Genomic DNA, 19,562 nt, shown 5'->3' on the forward strand with positions numbered 1-19,562 from the left:
CCCGGAGGCGAGCATCATGTCACATAATAAAGATCGCGTACCACTGCCCCCTGTGGGTGCGCAGAAAACCAACATGACCTGCCACTTCTGTATCGTCGGCTGTGGCTACCATGTATACAAATGGCCCCATGGAGCCGAGGGCGGCCGTGCGCCAGACGAGAATGCTCTGGGCAGAGATTTCCGCAGTCAACAACCGCCGCTATCCGGCACCATGACCCCGGCCATGATCAATGTTGTGGAAGATGGTGGCAAGAAATACAACATCATGATCCAGCCGGACAAGGAATGCGTGGTCAATCAGGGCCTGAGTTCCACCCGCGGGGGTCAGATGGCCACAATTATGTACAACGCCGATGGCGTCACCCGCGACCGTCTCAAGTACCCACGCCTGTTTACCGGCGATGACTGGGTGGATGTAAGCTGGGAGGAAGCCATGGCCGTCTACGCGGGGGTAACCAAGCGCCTGATGGACACCTTTGGTCCGGATGCGATCATGTTTAACGCCTTCGACCATGGCGGAGCCGGTGGCGGCTTCGAGAACACCTGGGGTAGCGGCAAGTTAATGTTCTCTGCGCTCAAAACCCGGATGGTGCGCATCCACAACCGCCCGGCCTACAACTCGGAGTGTCACGCCACCCGCGATATGGGTATCGGCGAGCTGAATAATAGTTATGAGGACAGCGAACTGGCAGACACCATTATGTTTATCGGAGCCAACGCCTACGAGACTCAGACCAACTACTTCCTTGCTCACGCCCTGCCAAACCTCACCGGCGCCACCGTAGCTAAGAAAAAAGCGTGGTTTAAAGAAGAGACCGCCAATAGTGGACGTTTCATTCTGGTGGATCCGCGACGCTCACTGACCACGGCGATTTGCGAACAGAGCAGTAAGGACCGTGTGCTGCATCTGCAGATCAACCCAGGGACTGATACCGCACTGTTCAACGGCCTGCTGACTTACGTGGTGGACAAAGGCTGGCACGATCAGGATTTCATCGCCCAGCACACCACCGGCTTCGATGAAGCGCTGAAGGCCAACCATATGAGTCTGAAGGAGTGTTCCAGGATCACCGGCGTGTCGGAGGAGGATCTGGAAAAAGCCGCCGACTGGGCCTATAAGCCGAAGCCGTCCGGCCACCGTCCACGCACCGCGCACCTGTATGAAAAGGGTATTATCTGGGGCAACGACAACTATCGTATTCAGTCCGCCCTGGTAGATCTGGTGCTGGCTACTCACAACGTGGGGCGTCGCGGCACCGGCGTCTGCCGTCTCGGCGGCCACCAGGAGGGCTATGTACGTCCACCCTATCCCGGTAAGCGGCCGGTCTACATCGATCAGGAAATCATCAGGGGCAATGGCAAAATGCTCACCGTGTGGGCCTGCAACGCCTTCCAGTCGACCCTGAACGCTCAGGAATATCGTCAAACCCTATACCGCCGTGCCAACATCGTCCGTGATGCGCTGGCCCAGGTGCGCGGTCGCGGCGTAGATAGCATGATCGACGCCATCTATGACGCGGTCACTAATCGCGGCGGGTTATTCATTACCACCATCGATCTATACCCGACCAAGTTCGCCCAGGCGTCCCACCTGATGCTGCCAGCAGCTCATCCGGGGGAGATGAATCTCACGTCGATGAACGGTGAACGCCGTATGCGCCTTTCCGAGAAGTTTATGGATCCTCCCGGCGAGGCCAAACCCGACTGCCTGATAGCAGCCGAAATTGCCAACAGCATCAAAGCGCTGTACGAGAAAGAAGGTAATAAGACGATGGCCCAACGCTTCTCGGGCTTCGACTGGAAAACCGAAGAGGACTCCTTCAACGATGGTTTCCGCAAACCCGAAGGTATCGACACTCAGGGAGGTGCAACCGGGCATCTTGTCACCTATGACCGGCTGCGAAAGCAAGGTAACAACGGAGTGCAACTGCCCGTCAGGGAGTACAGGGACAACCGGCTGATCGGCACCGAGATGGTCTATACCGACTATAAGTTCAGTACTGCCGATGGCAAAGCACACTTCCTGCCTGCCGAGTGGACCGGCCTGCCGGAGATGGTTGAGTCCCAGCGTAAAAAATACCGGTTCTGGATCAACAACGGACGTACCAACCATATCTGGCAGACGGCCTATCATGACCAGCGCGTCGACTTTCGCACCAGGCGCTATCCCATGGCACCGATCGAAATCAATCCGACAGATGCCAAAGAGCTGGGGATCGAGTCAGGCGACGTGGTCGAGGTGTTCAACGATTTCGGCTCCTCCTTTGCCATGGCGTATCTGGAACCGGACATGAAGCCAGGCCACACCTTCATGATGTTCGGGTACTTCAACGGCAATGTGGGCGATGTCGTCACCAGCTGGACCGACCGGAACTATATCCCCTATTACAAAGGGACCTGGGCCGATATCCGCAAGGTCAGCTCGATGAAGGACTATAAAGAGACCGTGTCCTTCAAGCGTCGCCGGTATATCTGACCGGTGAAAGACCGTAGCTTAAGCCGCCCCTCAGGGGGCGGCTTGTTACGGGATGTAAGCAGAGTTATAGAATCAGACAGCTGACCTGCGACCGTTGCAGAACAGCTCTATTCTGCCCCCTTCCGCAAAGTGGTGCTGTAGTATCCATCTAATACCCGCTGTTTCGCTGAGACTGGTACCGTGTACTTGTGCTTTCTGAGATATAACAACAATCAGTAACAGCTAGGAGTACGCTATGAGTAATAAGAAGATTCTGATGATCACCGGGGATTTCACCGAAGACTATGAAACCATGGTGCCCTTCCAAACCCTGCTCACGGTGGGACACAGTGTCGATGCCGTTTGCCCGGATAAAGTCAGTGGCGATTCCGTTGCCACCGCCATTCACGACTTTGAGGGTGACCAGACCTATACCGAAAAGCGCGGCCATAACTTCACCCTTAACGCTACTTTTTCCGAGATCGATCCCGCTGATTATGACGCACTGGTGATTCCCGGGGGACGTGCACCGGAATACCTGCGCCTCAATCCTGCTGTATTAGCCATGGTGCGCCATTTCTTTACCACCAATAAGCCAGTAGCGGCAATCTGTCACGGTGCCCAGCTGCTCGCTGCGGCTGGAGTACTGGAGGGCAGGAAGTGTTCTGCCTATCCGGCCTGCATGCCGGAAGTAAATCAATCCGGCGGCATCTATGCCGAAATCGCTATCGATGCCGCAGTCACCGATGGCAACCTGGTCACGGCTCCTGCCTGGCCCGCTCACCCGGCCTGGTTAGCGCAGTTTTTAGCCCTGCTAAAATAGCAAAACGTTTAACCTGCAACTAACCTTTACTAACGCTCTGCAACGGCTATCTGACAGATAGCCGTTTATTGCCTGCAGAAATTGCTAAACGTTCACCACGACCCCACAGGAACACACTATGTGCAAACTGTTTATCAATGGCGATACAGCGCACTGGAAGAGCAGCACCCGTTCGCTGCGTATCGATGGTATGGTCACCAGTGTGCGGCTGGAAAACTATTTCTGGAATACGCTGGAGGAGATCGCTGCGCGGGATCATATGAATATTCCACAAATGCTCACCCGCCTCTATCATGAATCGATCGATGCGGGGCATGACCTGGGCAACTTCACCTCGTTCCTGCGGGTGTGCTGTATGCGCTACCTGGCATTGCAACTAACCGGTGAGATCCCGGCGAACAGAGAGATCGCCATCAATACCCTGGATGCAGACTCTATTCTCGCCAGCGAGATTCAGAAGAGACATTAAAAAACCCGCTAAGATCTGTCAGGATCATTAGCGGGCTGATTGAATCAACGCCGGTCTACTTATCTTCTTTGGATGGCCCGGAATCATTACTGGCGGGATTATCAGATGATTTTTCACCACCCGGCGGTGTGAAGATATTCCACATCGCCATATTCTGATCGGCGATCTTGTTCATCATATTCAGCGGGTTGGCGGCGCCGATCATATTCTGCATCTGTTCGCGGATGCGTTCCTGCTGATCGATAAAAGTCGCAATACTCTGTTCCAGATACTGGCTCATCATCCCCTGCATACTGTCACCGTAGAAACGGATCAGTTGTTGCAGGACCTGATTGGTCAGCAGCGTTCCATGTCCCAGCGCTTCCTGTTCGCTGATAATCTGCAGCAGTATATTGCGGGTAAGATCTGCTCCTGTTTTAGAATCCTGGACCTGAAAATTTTCCTGATTCAGCACCAGTTGTTTAACATCCTCCAGCGTGATGTAACAGCTGCGTGATGTATCGTACAGACGGCGGTTTGTATATTTTCTGAGAATTCTCAAAATAGTCTCTCTCTACCTGTTTTGCTCCTGTCCGACACTCTGCTGCAGTGTGGCAGGAGGGAGTATTATTTGTTTTTATCAGCGCTTTTACTGCTGTTGGTGTATGAAGTCATCATATTCAGCAGCATCTTCTGAATGGCATCCATCGAACCAAGCCCACTGGCCATATAGGGCTGGAACAGTGTCAGGGGATCATAACCATCCACCCCCGCATCCATTCGCTCCTGAATTTTGCTCATCATCTCTTTCTGAAACGATTCTACATCCGGCAACCCCAGCACCTTACGGAGCTCTTCGGGTGTCATTTCAACATCGACTTTGAAATTCATCAGCACCTCTCCTCAGCCGGACCGGTTAATCCGTCAAAATTACCGCCTGTCAGTAAAGACTCTGTAAACTGCGCTCTGCAAAACTACCCAGTGGCGATTCAAATACTTAACGGCTGTTAATCTAATACTATACCAACTGCGGTGCAAAACAAATTTACCGATTCGTTTCTGCACAATTTTCCGGTTTTATCCAAATAGTTGCACACACGGCGGCGATTAAAACAGCCACTGCGGCCACACTGAATGTTGCGGCTGCACCCAGGGTTTCCCACATTAAACCGCTGCACAAAGCCCCCAGCGCGCCGCCAACACCAAAGCCGAAACTGCTGAACATCGCCTGCCCCTGACCATGATTGGAGGGGGAAAAATAGTGATGCACCAGCGCGATACCTACGGCGTGCAACACCCCGAAACTCACGGCATGCAGTGTCTGAGCAAACAGCATCAGTGGCAGAATTTCGGGTATCAGACCAATCAGCAGCCAGCGCACTACGCACAACAGCAAGCTGATGATCATCAATTTACGTAACCCCAGACCGGCGATCAGTTTAGGCATCAGAATAAAGATCAGTACTTCTGCCACCACCCCGACCGACCAGAGCAGACCGATCTCGGTACGGATGTAACCCAGACGGTCCATCAGCACCGAGTAAAACGTATAATAGGGTCCGTGACTGAACTGAATCAGCAGACAGATGAGGAAAAACACCAGCACCTGTGGCCGCAGCAATTGCTGCACAAAACCACTTTCATCTGTCTGACGTGGTGCGGGGTTCGCTTCAACAAACAACGATGATATCCAGATCATCACCATCAGCCCCAGCATCACCCAGGGCAGCCAGCGTATACTCACCAGATCCAGCAACCAGCCAATCCCCATAACGGCAATAATGAATCCGACGGAGCCCCACAAACGTATCCGGCTGTAGAGCTGCTCACGCCCTTTCAGATGGCTCAGGGTCAACACCTCAAACTGGGGCAACACCGCATTCCAGAAGAAACTGAAGCCGGTCATCACCAGGGCAATCCCCAGCGCGCTCTCCTGCCAGAAGATCAGCACAAAGATCAGGCAGGTGAGAAATGCCCCATAGCGCACAATTCTCAAGCGCTCACCTGTCCGGTCTGCCAGCCAGCCCCAGATATTGGGGGCAACAATACGTGACGCCATCAGAATAGCCATCAGGCTGCCAATCGTTTGCGCATTAAAGTCGAACGACTTGAGATAGAGACTCCAGTACGGTACCAAAGCCCCCAACAGGGAGAAGTAAAAGAAGTAGAAGCCCGACAAACGGCTATAGATATTGAGTGACATCAGCTATTCAGTTTCATTGTCATTTGAGCAGACTCCTGTCATCTGTGCAGGCATAAAAACAAAAATCCACCGATTGTTACAACCGCTGGATCTTTGTCATTGTGCACTAATACGCTATACCACTCATATTGGAAATCAGACGTCCCCCAGCTTCTCCAGAATATACTGCGGCAGTGCAAAGCTGCCCACATGGATCTGTGGGTTGTAGTAGCGGGTTTTAACACCACTGGCATTAAAGCGCTCGGCGATCTGTTGCACATTCAGTTGCCGGGCAGCAGCATTATCGCAGCCCCAGGCAAAGGTCATCGCACCACCAATATAGGTGGGCACCGCAGCGGTGTAGAACGTCTGATCAGCAAAATAGGGGCTGAGACGCTGCCGGGTGGTTACCACCTCTTCGGGCTGCATATAGACCACACCGTTCTGTGCCACTAAGATGCCTCCGTCATTGAGGCAGCGCTTGCAACCTTCATAGAAACGGCTGCTGAACAGGACCTCACCCGGACCAACCGGATCAGTACAGTCAGAAATGATGACATCGTATTTTTCATCAGTCTGGCAAACATAGTCGATACCATCACCGATAACGATGTTGGCACGCGGGTTGTCATAGGCACCCTGCGAGTGATTCGGCAGATATTCAACACACATATCGATGACCGCCTGATCGATCTCAACCTGAGTGACACTTTCGACTGACTGATGCTTCAGCACTTCGCGCAGCATACCACCATCGCCGCCACCGATAATCAATACCTTCTTAGCACTGCCGTGGGCCATCAGCGGCACATGTGTGAGCATCTCGTGATAGATAAACTCATCTTTTTCTGTGGTCTGAATAATACCATCCAGCGCCATAACAGTTCCGAATTTGGGGTTACGGAAAATAATCAGATGCCAGGAATCGGTCTGCTGCTCGAACAGCACCTCTTCCACATCAAACGCCTGACCGTAACCATCGTAAAGAGTCTCTTTATAGACTGTCATAGTAAATCCACCACAACTAAAGGCGAGCATGTCGCCGTCGTTAAAAAAAGTTACACGTAACTAAAAACAAAAACCCCTTGGTTGCAGAAACGAATCTGCAAAAAGGGGTTAGAAAACTATTTCTGAATCTTAACCTTTTAAGACCGGAGTTTCACACTCAACGTCCGCATTTTGCGCCCGGTTCCGCAACAGGTGATCCATCAGCACGATGGCCATCATCGCTTCCGCAATCGGTGTTGCACGGATACCAACACAGGGATCATGTCTACCCTGAGTAACGACTTCGATCGCTTCACCACGGCTGTTGATACTCCGGCCCGGCAGACGCAGACTGGAGGTCGGTTTTAACGCGATATGCGCCGTAATCTCCTGGCCGGTGGAGATCCCACCCAGAATGCCGCCAGAGTGATTCGACAGAAAGCCTTCCGGTGTCATCTCATCACGATGCTCGGTGCCCTTCTGTTCGACACAGGCAAAACCATCACCAATTTCAACCCCTTTGACGGCGTTGATACTCATCAGCGCATGGGCCAGATCGGCATCCAGACGGTCGAATATTGGTTCTCCCAGACCGACCGGCACCCCGGTTGCAGAAACTGAGATCTTCGCCCCGATGGAGTTGCCCTCTTTGCGCAGGGCATCCATATAGGTTTCCATCTCAGCGACTTTATTCACGTCAGGGCAGAAAAACGGATTCTGATCAACCTGATTCCAGTCGAACCCGTCAATCTTAATCGGCCCCAGCTGAGACAGATAACCACGAACCTCAACCCCTTTCTGAGCCAGGTATTTTTTTGCCACAGCACCCGCCGCCACCCGCATCGCAGTTTCACGGGCCGATGAACGACCACCACCGCGATAATCACGGAAACCATATTTATGGGTGTAAACGTAATCGGCGTGGGCCGGGCGGAAGGTTTCAGCGATATTGGAGTAATCCTTGGAGCGCTGATCGGTGTTTTCGATCAGCAGGCCGATCGGCGTACCGGTGGTCTTGCCCTCAAATACGCCGGAGAGAATCTTCACCTCATCCGCTTCACGCCGTTGGGTGGTATGACGGGAGGTACCAGGCTTGCGGCGATCCAGATCCCGCTGCAGATCAGCTTCGGTCAGTTCAATCCCCGGCGGGCAACCATCGATAATACAGCCCAGCGCCGGCCCATGGCTTTCGCCGAAAGTGGTGACAGTAAATAGCTTACCGTAGGTGTTTCCTGACATCGTCTGTTCCCGATTTTAAAGCAAAAAAATTAACTCGATTATACCCTAGTCGTTCAGATAGCGCTGCAATACTGTCGCACCTCTGCGGCGGTCAGCAGGAAGACACCGTTCCCCCCCTCAGCCAGCTCCAGCCAGGTGAAGGGGATCTGAGGGTATTGCTGTTGCAGATGCACTTCGCTGTTACCCACCTCAATCACCAGCAGCCCATCCTCGGTGAGAAACTCTTCAGCCTGACGCAGTATCTGTTTGGTAATATCCAGGCCATCGGGGCCAGATCCCAAAGCAAGATCGGGCTCGTGGTGGTATTCCTTTGGCATCCCCGCCAGATCAGCACTATCCACATACGGCGGATTGCTGACAATCAGATCATAACGACGACCGGTCAGGTTGCTGAACAGATCGCTTTCGATAGCCGTCACCCGTTCATCCAGCTCATGGCGGGTGATATTACGCCGGGCAACCTCCAGCGCATCAGCTGAGATATCCGCCAGATCAACCTCTGCTTCTTCAAAGGCATAGGCGCAGACAATACCGATACAGCCACTCCCGCTACACAGATCAAGAATCCGCTCCACCGGCCCTTCCCGCAGCCAGGGGCTGAAATGCTGCTCAATCAGTTCCTGAATCGGGGACCGGGGGATCAACACCCGCTCATCGACATAAAACGGCATGCCGGCATACCAGGCTTCCCCTATAATGTAGGGCAATGGCCGGCGCTGTATCACCCGCTGTTCCAGGAAGTCCAGCACCCGCAGCTTCTCGTCACCCGTGAGCCGGGCGTCCAGTAGTTCAGGATTACTGTTCCAGGGCAGATGCAGGGCTCCCAGTACCAGTTGTACCGCTTCATCCCATGGATTATCGGTACCATGACCAAAATAAAGGTCGTATTCATAGAAGCGGCTCATACTGAAACGGATAAAATCCCGTATCGTATGCAGCTCTTTCAGGGTCTGTGCTTGATTGATGGTCATGTCTGGATGGATAATTTGTCGAATTGGTGCCTGCTTTATTGCAGGCCGTGTATGTTAATGAATATTGTTTGCGAACGCTATGTCTGATAACGATCTGCCTGATAACGAACACCCTGAAAACACTGAATTTGATTTTGCAGCGGCAATGAGCGGGGTTACCCGGATTAAAAATGACCGGGCAGACCTGCGGGGCCAACCGAAAAAACTGAAACTGGCCGATGATCAGACCACCCGTTACAAACGGCAGATGGCGGTTCAGGATGAGGAGATGATTGTCGATGGTCTCAACTCCGAAGTCATTAATCTGGTTGAAACGGAAGATGAACTGATCTACGCCAGCCCCGGGGTTCAGCTGAAACTGATGAAGCGTCTGAAACAGGGCCATATCCCCTGGGATGCGGGTCTTGATCTGCACGGCTACATCATCGATGATGCCCGCACCGAGTTGAGCAGCTTTATTCGCGAATGCAGTAATCGACAACTACGCTGTGTCATGGTGATCCACGGTAAGTCCAACAGCGTAGAAAGCCAGCACGCATTGATGAAGTCATATGCGAATGACTGGCTGCGGCAGATGGATCAGGTCATCGCCTTCTCCTCTGCACAGCCAAAAGATGGTGGCACTGGCGCACTCTATGTATTGCTGAAACGGGCCAGATAATACCCCGGTGAACAGTTAAATGTTTGCCAGCAGACTTTACCTATGTGCGCTAATCACGTAAGTTAGCACACTTTTTTAACGCCCCTGTCACAAAGCGGTGACTCCAGATCGGTTACCAGCTTTAACTGACAGAGGATCTGACAGGCCAAAACAGGATTACACACTGTAATGGAAAAAGAATTTGCCAGCATTATCCAGCAGCTGGGTGAAGACCTCACCCGTGAAGGCCTGGTCGATACTCCAAAGCGCGCGGCCAAAGCGATGCAGTTTCTCACCCGCGGCTATGAACAAAATCTGGATGAGGTGATCAATGGCGCCCTCTTCCCCACAGACAACAGCGAGATGGTCATCGTCAAGGACATTGAGCTTTATTCGATGTGCGAACACCATATGCTGCCATTCATCGGTAAGTGCCATGTGGGATATATCCCTAAAGGCCAGGTGATCGGCCTGTCCAAGATTGCACGGATAGTGGATATGTTTGCCCGGCGTTTGCAGATTCAGGAAAACATGACCAAGCAGATCGCTGATGCCATTATGCAGGCTACCGGCGCAGATGGCGTGGGCGTGGTCATCGAAGCGCAGCATATGTGCATGATGATGCGCGGTGTGGAGAAACAAAACAGCAGCATGAAGACTTCGATGATGCTGGGGTCGTTCCGCAAGAGCCAGTCAACCCGCGGCGAGTTCCTCTCCCTGATCAACTGATCACCGGCATATCTCCACCAGGATATGGATTATTAAGGAGCCTCTCACAGGCTCCTTTTTTATATCCGCCAGATTGTATCAGCGCTGAGAACTAAGGCTGCGGTTACGTATCGCGTAAAACAGTGGCTTTAACCAGCGCCAGCGACTCACCAGCATTGCGGTGAAAATAATACTGCAACCACTCAGCTGTAAAACACTCATCTGCTCCCCATAGACAATGGCAGCCAATAGCGCGGCCCAGACCGGCTCCAGTGTCATAATCAGGGCAACATGACTCGCCGGTGCCAGGCTCTGAGCATAGGTTTGCAGTGCAAAACGCAGACTGGTGGCGATAAACGCACTGGCTAACAACCACCCCAGCGCGGCACTGCCAACAGAGTCTGGCCACACCTCAGCCAGCGCGGACACAACAACCCCGCCGGCTCCCACCACCAGCAACTGCACCGCCGTGAGGATCAGTGCAGGTACCGACAACGCCATGCGGGACACTAACACAAAGTGGAGCGAAAACAGCAACGCAGCCGAGAGAAACCAGAGCTGCCCTGCGGCCAGAGAGATCCCGCCCTCCAGTGACAGCAACATCAGCCCGAAAATGGCAACGGGCAGAGAGAGCCAGGTGCTCAGCGATGCCCGTTCCCGGAATACCAGCCATGCCATCACCGGTACCAACACCACCCCCAGACTGGTAATAAAAGCCCCTTCTCCGAGGTGAGCGCCATGTTTAAGCCCCAGAATCCAGCATAACAGTGCGCAGGTCATCAGCACGCCCAGTTGTAAAACCTTAACCAGAGCCTGCTGCTGACGTAAGCGATGCAGATCCCTGTATGCCAGAATCAGCAGCAATCCCCCTGCCAGCAGAAAGCGTATACCAATAAACAGTAATGGCGGGAGATCCTGCAGTGCCTGTTTAGAAAATATCCATCCTGCCGCAGCAATCAGGGTTACCAGTAACAACAACAGATCGGCCCGGGCTGCAGGCGACAGCGGCATATTCACCTCAGTAGTCAGATGTAGAGATAAGAAAACGATATTTCAGGGAGTGGCAGGCAAAGCCGTTTCAGCACGGTAGCCAACAGGCTGTGAATCCGCCCCGGATAGCACACAGTTAAAAACATCTTCGGCAGACAAGGCGGTTAACGCATCGATTTTTCCATCTGCCTCAGACTGTCCTGCGCCATAAGACGTCCCAATTCTATCATCTCCCTGGCCCGATGGAACTCATAAAAGCGACAGGCGTCTTTAGGTATTCCGATCAGCAGATCAGGAGGGTAGCCGGCCACCTTATACTTACCCAGTGATTCCTGCATCACCTCGACAGAATTAAACAGCACATCTATCCGGCCGGCAGCCTTATGGGGTTGCGCATCCCGGACACTGTTTTTTCCTGTTTGCGGTCGCGACTTATGATTTGTTTCAACCTGCCACTCATCACTGAACCCGGAGCGATCAAGATAGCGGGTTTCAGGCAAGACAACCCGGTGGCGCTGGGCTTCAGCGTTCAGATCAACGGCGATAATCAGGTCAGCATGGGCGGCGACCGTGGGTATAATGGGAATAGGATTCAACACACCGCCATCCACCAGCACCCGGTCCTCTTCAACAACCGGCGTGAAAAAACCCGGCACCGCGATTGACGCCCTGATCGCCTCAAGCATCAGCCCTTTCTGAAACCAGACCTCTTTCTGGTGTGTCAGATCCGTTGCCACTGCCGTGTAGGTGATGGGCAGTTCCTGAATCAGAGGGTTGCCAACAATGTCCCGCAGCTTAGCTAACAGACGTTCGCCGCGTATCGTCCCCTCGCCCCTCAGAGTGAGATCCATCAGTTTAAAGACATCGATGCGTCGCAGAGACGTTACCCAATCGGTATACTCTTCAAGACGGCCGGCCGCATATATGCCCCCTACCAGCGCCCCCATAGAGCTGCCCGCGATGCAGATGATTTCATAACCACGTCGGTTAAGTTCTTCAATCACCCCGATATGGCTATACCCACGGGCTCCCCCACTCCCCAGCACCAGTGACACGGTGGTTTTCATCGTTTAATCCCTTTGCAAACAACACTCAATAGCAGCTCACAACACCCGTTGTACAAGTCAGCGTAACTGAATCCACACCCCTGACGCTTGCTCCCTGTCAATCACCGGCAGTGCCGGCCCGACACCGATACTGTCGATTCGACCGGCATCAATACCTGCTTCAACCAGCAGATCCCTGACCTCTGAAGAGGCATTGAGACTGCGCGCCAGCAGTTCATCTGTGCCGACGCCCTCAGACCGGTTGTAGCTGGCAATTAAAATCTTCTGTTGTGGGTTCGAACTCATAAAATCGATCAGAGGTTCCAGCTGCTCAGCATCACTCAGCCAGCTGAAGCCTTGCTGTTGCAGATCGGCAGCGAGAGTCTCGGCAGTCTGCTTCAGTGGTTCAATCAGATCGAGATGGATATAAACCCGACGGTTACCGCGCTTTACCGTATACAGCGCCAGCTGGAGATTGCCAGCAGTGGCGGAGAGAAAAAACTGGGTCCGGTCCAGCCCATAAAGCTCCGCAACTTCAAAGTAATTATTAGCCCATTGGTTACTGCTGCCACACTGCCGGCTGCTGCATTGGAACAGAATGTCAGCCTGCATACTCTTCAGCAGATCAAGATAGTAGTTAAACACCTGATCCGGTGTATGGATATCAGGCACCCTGTAGGTGATCCGGGTGAGTTCCCCCTTTATCCGTTTATCCTTTTCCGGTGCAATAATACCCTCAATCTTTCTCATCGGCCCGGTAGCAAGGGCGTATTCGGGGACCGCCCGGGTGTTGTAACTGACAATCCAGCTTAATGGAAACCGAGGAAGCTGACGGGGATCACTACTACCGCTGACATCACTCTCTGCCTGAACGGCAGCGCTCAGCAACAGCATCAACACTACCTGTAAAAATGCCTGAATCCTCATTCACAATCCTTTTGTTTATCTACGTCGGTTAAACCAGATCAAACTCATTAATCAGTGTAGCAATTAGCCCGGCCGCCTGCTCTTCAAGATGCAGATGATGGCCTCCAGCCAACTGCTCAGTTCTGATGTTACGCAGCAAAGCGATACGCCGATCACTTTGAGGGATACCATTGTCACCCAGAATCAGCAGTGTTGCCGCGGTCACTCGGGTGAGAAAGCTTTCCACCTGCGGTTCAGACATGCGCATCACTGATGGCAGAATAAGATTGGCATCACTGCGCCAGTAATATCCACCGCTACGCTGCTCGATACTCCGTTCAACCAGCCAGGTCGCCGCTTCGGCATCCACAGGCCAGCGGCCATTCATCCGCGCGTTAACCGCAGCATCGAAATCACTGTAAGCTTTTGCCTCCCGCCCCTGCAAACGGATCCGCTTCTTAATGGCGGCAGCCAGTTGGGTTGCGGCATCTTCAGGCTCGGTGACCAGAGGCGCAATCCCCTCTATCAATACCAGTTTCTCTACCCGTTCGGGAAATGCACCGGCAATCAGTGTAGCGATGCTGGCTCCCATGGAGTGCCCCAGCAGAGAAAACCGTGTCAGCCCCAACTGATCCGCTACTCCCAATACATCCATCACGTTATCCCAGATGTAATAAGGCATCGATGCGGGCCGGTGATCTGAAAAGCCATGCCCCATCAGATCCAGCGCGATCAGCCGGACTCCCCGCAACTGGGGTGCCAGACGGTTAAAGGTTGCAGCATTATCCAGCCAGCCATGCAGCGCCAGCACCGGTGTAGCGTTACGGTCACCCCAGCATTTGGCTGCAATCTGATGGCCATTAACCTGAAAGCGCAGCTCTTCTGTCGTCTGCGTCTGAGTAGTATTCATCTGTTTAAAACCTTACCTGGCGCTGAGTTTGTCCCCATGCGGCATATATCAGGATACAAAAATGAGGTAGTATCTGCACTGTTTTCTCTTTTAAAAACAGACTGTTTCAAGAAACCTTAATGCCAACAGCGAATGCTATGATTCACCGACCCCGAGGCCTCTGATGAGCAACACACTATCACGGATTGAACCGCAACAGGCAGGGCTATGGTTACTGGGGATACTGTTTATCCCGGCGACCCTGTTCTTTCAGCCCAACCTCGGTGGCGAAGGGATGTCGATCTCGCACAATATCACTGTCTGGATCGCCGCAGTACTGATCATATCCTGCGCAACGCTGCTGATGCTGCGAGAGAAACAGTTCAGCTACCCCCGCTTATGGCTGGCGATGGCAGCGCTGCCGATCGGTATGATTATCCTCGGTTTCATCGTCGAGAACTTCCTGCCTACCGAGTGGCTGTTCCGGCAACTCTATATACTCGGCGGTTTTATGTTTCTGATCGCCCTGTTCCAGTTTCGCTTTTCTCCCCGGGATGTAGAACGGGGGCTGATCATTATACTGATCGCAGGTATTGTGCACGGGCTCTATGGCGTCTCCCAGATTCTCTGGCCCAGTATCCTGCCACTGGTGATAACCCCCAGCAAAGGGATACCCTACAGTATTTTTCAACAGATCAATATCCATGCATCGTTTCAGGCAACGGTGCTGATGGCCGGGCTGTTTCTGCTTAGCCGTCCGCTGGCATTAAAGCCCCGGCCAATGCTTATTCTGGTGCTGCTTGCCAGCATCTTTCTGAGCTGCTTTATTGTCGCCTTTTCGGGATCCCGCACCGGGCTGCTGTCAGCCGTCGCCGGTGGCGTGATTCTATTGTTCTGTAACTGGCGCAGTTTTCTGCAACGCAAACCATTGGTGATCGCCGCAGCCATCGCCATCGCCGCAGCACTGTTCATGGGCCAGCAGGGCATCCACAACAGCACCGCTAAGCTCGGCGATCTGGCCAGAACAAACAACGAGGGGGTTGCCAGTTCCGGCTCAAACAGCCGCATCAATATCTATAAGATCTCCTATGAGGTATTTAAGCAGCAACCGCTCAGCGGCCATGGCATCGGTAGTTTCCAGAAAGTCTGGCACGATCAGAAAGTCGATTACCTGCAGCGGTTTCCCGATGCTAACCTGCCTCCCGACCGCCTCAGCCATCCCCATAATGAGTTGATGTTCTGGTTGGTGGAGGGGGGGCTTATCGCTATCGCGGGCATTCTGATCTCCGTTATCACGGTTATCTATGCGGCCTTCAGCTGTGGCTGGCGTCGCGGTCTGAGCTATATGGCGATGCTGATCCCAATCGGTTTACATACCCAGGTGGAACTGCCCTTCTATATCAGCAATATTCCCTGGTTCCTGATGCTGTTCCTTATCTTTATCGTGCTGCGTCACAGCCGGGCCACAAAACCACTGGGACTAAGCCGCTCCGCTGAGCTAACCTGCGGTATCTCTGCGGTCGCTCTGTTTCTGGGAGTGACCGCTGTGATGCTTCAGACTGTGCAGGCCAACAACAGCATTATCCGCTTTTTACAGGGCCGGATGACTGAACCGGCGTTGCTGCAACCGGCCCTGAGTAACCCTTTCTTCCGCGACGATGCTGAGCTGTATTTTATGCGCACCCTGCTGTTACGCCAGTTGAACGCCCGTCAGGGACAGTTTGCACCGCAGTTTATTCAGTGGGCAACCCCCTATATCGAATACACCCCGATACCGCAGCTCTATATCGATCTGTCCCGGGCATATCTGGCAACCGGACAAAAACAGAAAGCGCTGCAAACCATTGAAGACGGACAGGCCCGTTACCCCAAAATCAAGACATTGAACGAGAGTGCCCGGTTGATAAAACAGGTTATATCAGGAACACCCCTGACTAAGACAATCAGCCCTTCAGCCAGCGGAGCGACAACTGGAGCAAGCCGTGCAGCTAGCGCAGCAGTTTCTGCAGCTGTCCCAGCCCGGCAGCCGGAAACTCCAGTTCAATAATCGCCAGAGCGCCCGGCAACATCGGCTCCGGGTGGCTCAGGTCTGCCTCACAGAGTAGCGACACCAACAAGCCGACCAACGGCTGATGGGTCACCAGCAGCAGGCTGTCATCGCGTTGTTCACTGAGCCAGTCGACCACCTGCTGAGGTGCTGATTCCGGCGTCAGCAGATCCAGCGGTTCGGCGTTAACCGACACCACCTCGCGCACCAGCTCAGCCGTCTGACAGGTGCGCAGGTAGGGACTATGTACTATTCGCTGCACCCCTGCAAATTCGTCTGCCTGTTGGGTCAACAGCTGACGCAGCTGCAACCGCCCTCTTTCCGTTAGGTAGCGCAGTTCATCTCTGGGGGCATCAAAACCTGCCTCTCCATGGCGTAACAGCAGTAAGCGCATCAGAGATCGGCTCTTGGCAGAACAAACTCAACATCGCTGCTCTGGGTATTCAGCATCATCATTTTTGCCACCTGAGACACCGGTGCATGATTAAACACCACCTCATAAAGACCGCTGACCAGCGGCATGTAGATCTCCAGCTCGTCAGCTTTCTCTTTCACATAGCGCAGCGTGTTAACCCCCTCGGCTACCTCACCCAGCGACTCGACAGCGTCTTCAAGCGTCTTCCCCTCACCCAGAGCATAGCCAACCCGATAGTTGCGACTCAGGGGCGATGAGCAGGTAACAATCAGATCTCCCACGCCGGCTAAACCGAGAAAGGTCATCGGATTTGCTCCCAGCTGCACGGCAAAACGGCTCATCTCTGCCAGGCTTCGGGTCATCAGCATACTTTTAGTATTCTCCCCCATACCCAGCGCCGCACTCAGTCCCGAAGCAATCGCATAGATATTTTTTAGCGTCCCCCCCAACTCGACACCGTACATATCGCTGCTGGCATAGACGCGAAAGAAAGCACAGTGAAGAATCTGCTGCACGGCCGTTCTGACCCGTTCATCCTCACTGGCGATCACTGTCGCGGTGAGTTGTTGCTGTACGATCTCTTTCGCCAGGTTTGGCCCGCTGATGACGCCGATAGGGTTGCCCGGCAGTTCCTCGCTGAGAATCTGACTCATCAGGCTGAAGCTTTTAGCTTCAATCCCTTTGGTTGTGCTTACGACTATCTGGTCGGCACGTAAAAATGGTTTTGCCTGCCGGATCACTTCACGGAACGACTGGCTTGGTATCGAAACAAAGACAATCTCAGCATCCTGCAATGCCTGTTGCAGATCAGCTGTTGCTGTCAGGTTTTCCGATAATGGCCGCCCGGGAAGGTAGCGGTGGTTCTCATGGCTGCGATTGATCTCTTCGGCCCGTTCGGCATTTCGCATCCACAGATAAACCTGTTCGCCCTTACTGCCAATCAGGTTTGCCAGTACAGTACCAAAACTGCCGCCGCCCAGTACTGCAACTTTTACCCTGTCTGTCATCAGAGAATCCTTACTTATTATCAATGTGCTTAAACTCGTTTCTGTTAAAGGCCGGACAATTGCCGGAAACCACTATTCAGAACCCTTATTGTGCTTCTCATCCAGCGAATCCAGCAGTTTATTAACCCCTGAAAATAGCAGCTTAACGATAAAATACCCAAGTACTGCCAGCAAGCCGAACAGGAGAGCCACGGCGACATCACCGGTTCGCTGATAACCGTTTATCGCAATAAAAATAAAAAACAGGCTGACAACAATTGCCAGAACCTGACTGATACGGCCAGTCTTATGTTTATCCATGGGTTCCTCTTTGTAACTGATAACTCGGTAATATTACATCTGAAATTGACACGATACTCGCCAATCAGGATGAACAACTGAGCGAGAGATTTTTATCTCCTTCAGGGGGCGGCTGAGCATATATATCCGTGCGCTCTTTAAACGGTGCGCGCACTGCATCATGCAATTTGACCAGCCCACTGAAATCCCCCGCCACAGCCTGTTCAATCACCTGCTGAGTCAGATAGCTGCGCAACACAACCCTGGGGTTATGTTGCTTCATCTGTATCGTCGCATCGCTATTGATCCGACTGAGATACTGGCTAAGCCAGTCTCTGACCTGTGGACTATCGCCCAGCAGCGCGATAAAGGGTTCGACCTCGCCTGTGGCAGCTTGTTCCAGCTTCAGAAAAGCACAATGATAATCAGCATTTACCTGCTGCAGAAGCTGTAGCAAGGCTTCAATCAATGCCCCATCCTGGCGCTCCTTTCCCTCCATTCCCAGACGCTGCTTCATCTGTTCGGTATAAGCGACCGCATAGACAGACTCAAAGCGGCTGAGGGCAGATTCGAGGTCAGCCTGTTTCACCAGGCCAGTGAGACTCTGAGCCAGACAAACACAGTTCCACAACGCCACTGAGGGCTGCTGATGATAGGCATAGCGACCATGTTCATCGGTGCGGTTACTGGTGTAGTCCGGCTGATAACCATCCAGAAAAGCGAAGGGGCCATAGTCCAGGGTCAGACCGAGAATCGACATATTGTCGGTATTCATCACCCCGTGACAAAAGCCCAGCGCCTGCCACCGGGCTATCAGTTTTGCGGTCCTCCCCAGTATTTCAGAATACATCGCCAGGTAGGGATTCGCCGCGCTGGCACACTGGGGGTAGTAGTGCCGGATAACAAAGTCGGACAGCTGTTTTAACTGGTCCGGTTGGCGACTGTAATAGAAATATTCGAAATGACCGAAACGGATATGGCTGGGACTCAGCCGCACCATCGAGGCCGCAGACTCGATCGAGTCCCGGTAGATCTGCGTGTCACTGCCAACAATGCACAATGCCCGGGTGGTGGGCACCCCCAGCGCAGCCAGTGCTTCGCTGCCAAGATATTCCCGGATAACAGAGCGCAAGGCAGCACGGCCATCGCCATGTCGTGAGTAGGGGGTTTTGCCACTTCCCTTCAGTTGCAGCTCCCAGCGCTGGCCATCAGAGCCCGGCAGGTCCCCAAGCAACAGAGCCCGACCGTCACCCAACTGGGCCGTATAACCTCCAAACTGATGTCCCGCGTACACCGTCGCCAGCGGATCACTCCCCTCAGGCAACCGCTGGCCGCCAAAATACTCGCTTAACTGCAGCTCAGAAAACTGGCAGGGGTCAAGCCCGATGAGAGCGGCGGTATCAGAACTGAAGGCAACCAGACGGGGATTGTCCAACGGCAGAGGTTGAACCCGTGCATAAAAAGAGGCCGGTAACTCCGCAAAGCGGTTCCCGAGCTGTAGCTGATCCAACCCAGACCTCGTCATCATCG

Annotated in this window: 20 protein-coding genes; 6 read left to right on the top strand and 14 right to left on the bottom strand. The window is 53.3% G+C overall.

The genetic code is table 11. The annotated features are described in order from the left end of the window. The first annotated feature begins 16 nt into the window (after positions 1–16). The 3 genes from OCU43_RS12200 (at position 17) to OCU43_RS12210 (ending at position 3,747) form a co-directional block, all read left to right on the top strand. On the top strand, positions 17–2,476 hold the full coding sequence (locus tag OCU43_RS12200; RefSeq protein ID WP_091355489.1) for an arsenate reductase (azurin) large subunit: 2,460 nt from the start codon (positions 17–19) through the stop codon (positions 2,474–2,476). Positions 2,477–2,711: 235 nt separating this feature from the next. Next, a complete protein-coding gene (locus tag OCU43_RS12205; protein ID WP_091355492.1) occupies positions 2,712–3,278 on the top strand; it encodes a DJ-1/PfpI family protein in 567 nt (188 codons plus the stop codon). Between the two features lie 118 nt (positions 3,279–3,396). Next, on the top strand, positions 3,397–3,747 hold the full coding sequence (locus tag OCU43_RS12210) for a ribbon-helix-helix domain-containing protein (RefSeq protein ID WP_091355495.1): 351 nt from the start codon (positions 3,397–3,399) through the stop codon (positions 3,745–3,747). 55 nt (positions 3,748–3,802) lie between these two features. On the opposite strand, the gene phaR is transcribed toward OCU43_RS12210, so the two are convergent. The 6 genes from phaR to prmB all read right to left on the bottom strand — a co-directional run bounded on the left by phaR (position 3,803) and on the right by prmB (position 9,105). Further along, positions 3,803–4,288: a polyhydroxyalkanoate synthesis repressor PhaR gene (gene phaR / locus OCU43_RS12215; RefSeq protein ID WP_091355499.1), complete on the bottom strand. Its 486-nt coding sequence runs from the start codon at positions 4,286–4,288 to the stop codon at positions 3,803–3,805. A 65-nt stretch (positions 4,289–4,353) separates the two neighbouring features. Next, entirely contained in the window at positions 4,354–4,617 is a 264-nt protein-coding gene (locus OCU43_RS12220; protein WP_091355501.1) for a DUF6489 family protein, read from the bottom strand. Positions 4,618–4,771: 154 nt separating this feature from the next. Further along, positions 4,772–5,929, bottom strand: a complete 1,158-nt coding sequence (locus tag OCU43_RS12225) for an MFS transporter (RefSeq protein WP_091355505.1) — start codon at positions 5,927–5,929, stop codon at positions 4,772–4,774. Between the two features lie 135 nt (positions 5,930–6,064). Further along, entirely contained in the window at positions 6,065–6,916 is an 852-nt protein-coding gene (gene speE / locus OCU43_RS12230; protein ID WP_091355508.1) for a polyamine aminopropyltransferase, read from the bottom strand. A 129-nt stretch (positions 6,917–7,045) separates the two neighbouring features. Next, on the bottom strand, positions 7,046–8,134 hold the full coding sequence (gene aroC / locus OCU43_RS12235; protein ID WP_091355510.1) for a chorismate synthase: 1,089 nt from the start codon (positions 8,132–8,134) through the stop codon (positions 7,046–7,048). 53 nt (positions 8,135–8,187) lie between these two features. Beyond that, on the bottom strand, positions 8,188–9,105 hold the full coding sequence (gene prmB, locus OCU43_RS12240; RefSeq protein ID WP_091355513.1) for a 50S ribosomal protein L3 N(5)-glutamine methyltransferase: 918 nt from the start codon (positions 9,103–9,105) through the stop codon (positions 8,188–8,190). Positions 9,106–9,184: 79 nt separating this feature from the next. On the opposite strand from prmB, the gene OCU43_RS12245 reads away from it, so the two are divergent. Continuing rightward, a complete protein-coding gene (locus OCU43_RS12245) occupies positions 9,185–9,766 on the top strand; it encodes a Smr/MutS family protein (RefSeq protein ID WP_091355515.1) in 582 nt (193 codons plus the stop codon). A 168-nt stretch (positions 9,767–9,934) separates the two neighbouring features. Then, positions 9,935–10,474, top strand: a complete 540-nt coding sequence (gene folE / locus OCU43_RS12250; RefSeq protein WP_091355518.1) for a GTP cyclohydrolase I FolE — start codon at positions 9,935–9,937, stop codon at positions 10,472–10,474. 78 nt (positions 10,475–10,552) lie between these two features. Here the strand turns inward: folE and OCU43_RS12255 are convergent, their stop codons facing one another. From OCU43_RS12255 to OCU43_RS12270, 4 genes are all read right to left on the bottom strand, one after another. Next, the gene (locus OCU43_RS12255; RefSeq protein WP_091355520.1) at positions 10,553–11,464 is read right to left on the bottom strand and encodes a DMT family transporter; all 912 of its coding nucleotides are present in this window, start codon (positions 11,462–11,464) and stop codon (positions 10,553–10,555) included. A 143-nt stretch (positions 11,465–11,607) separates the two neighbouring features. After that, positions 11,608–12,510, bottom strand: a complete 903-nt coding sequence (locus OCU43_RS12260; RefSeq protein WP_091355523.1) for a patatin-like phospholipase family protein — start codon at positions 12,508–12,510, stop codon at positions 11,608–11,610. Positions 12,511–12,567: 57 nt separating this feature from the next. Next, the gene (locus OCU43_RS12265) at positions 12,568–13,416 is read right to left on the bottom strand and encodes a DUF4892 domain-containing protein (protein ID WP_091355526.1); all 849 of its coding nucleotides are present in this window, start codon (positions 13,414–13,416) and stop codon (positions 12,568–12,570) included. A 28-nt stretch (positions 13,417–13,444) separates the two neighbouring features. After that, entirely contained in the window at positions 13,445–14,305 is an 861-nt protein-coding gene (locus tag OCU43_RS12270) for an alpha/beta fold hydrolase (protein ID WP_091355529.1), read from the bottom strand. 163 nt (positions 14,306–14,468) lie between these two features. Here OCU43_RS12270 and OCU43_RS12275 point away from each other — a divergent pair, with 163 nt between their 5' ends. Further along, positions 14,469–16,331 (top strand): PglL family O-oligosaccharyltransferase, encoded by a 1,863-nt coding sequence (locus OCU43_RS12275; protein ID WP_091355531.1) that lies wholly within the window; start codon positions 14,469–14,471, stop codon positions 16,329–16,331. Here OCU43_RS12275 and sixA read toward each other — a convergent pair. The 4 genes from sixA to OCU43_RS12295 form a co-directional block, all read right to left on the bottom strand. Then, positions 16,273–16,725, bottom strand: coding sequence for a phosphohistidine phosphatase SixA (gene sixA, locus OCU43_RS12280; RefSeq protein ID WP_091355534.1), 453 nt, complete (start codon positions 16,723–16,725; stop codon positions 16,273–16,275). The two genes, OCU43_RS12275 and sixA, sit on opposite strands and share 59 nt — an antisense overlap. Further along, on the bottom strand, positions 16,725–17,753 hold the full coding sequence (locus tag OCU43_RS12285; RefSeq protein WP_091355537.1) for an NAD(P)H-dependent glycerol-3-phosphate dehydrogenase: 1,029 nt from the start codon (positions 17,751–17,753) through the stop codon (positions 16,725–16,727). The genes sixA and OCU43_RS12285 overlap by 1 nt, the downstream gene beginning before the upstream one ends. 72 nt (positions 17,754–17,825) lie before the next feature. Then, positions 17,826–18,053, bottom strand: coding sequence for a hypothetical protein (locus OCU43_RS12290; RefSeq protein ID WP_091355540.1), 228 nt, complete (start codon positions 18,051–18,053; stop codon positions 17,826–17,828). A 64-nt stretch (positions 18,054–18,117) separates the two neighbouring features. Next, complete coding sequence (locus tag OCU43_RS12295) at positions 18,118–19,560, bottom strand: protein adenylyltransferase SelO (protein ID WP_217647401.1); 1,443 nt, start codon at positions 19,558–19,560, stop codon at positions 18,118–18,120. Positions 19,561–19,562 lie beyond the last annotated feature (2 nt).

Origin of the sequence: Amphritea atlantica, assembly GCF_024347255.1 — a bacterium.
In the GTDB taxonomy this organism is placed as follows: Bacteria; Pseudomonadota; Gammaproteobacteria; order Pseudomonadales; family Balneatricaceae; genus Amphritea; species Amphritea atlantica.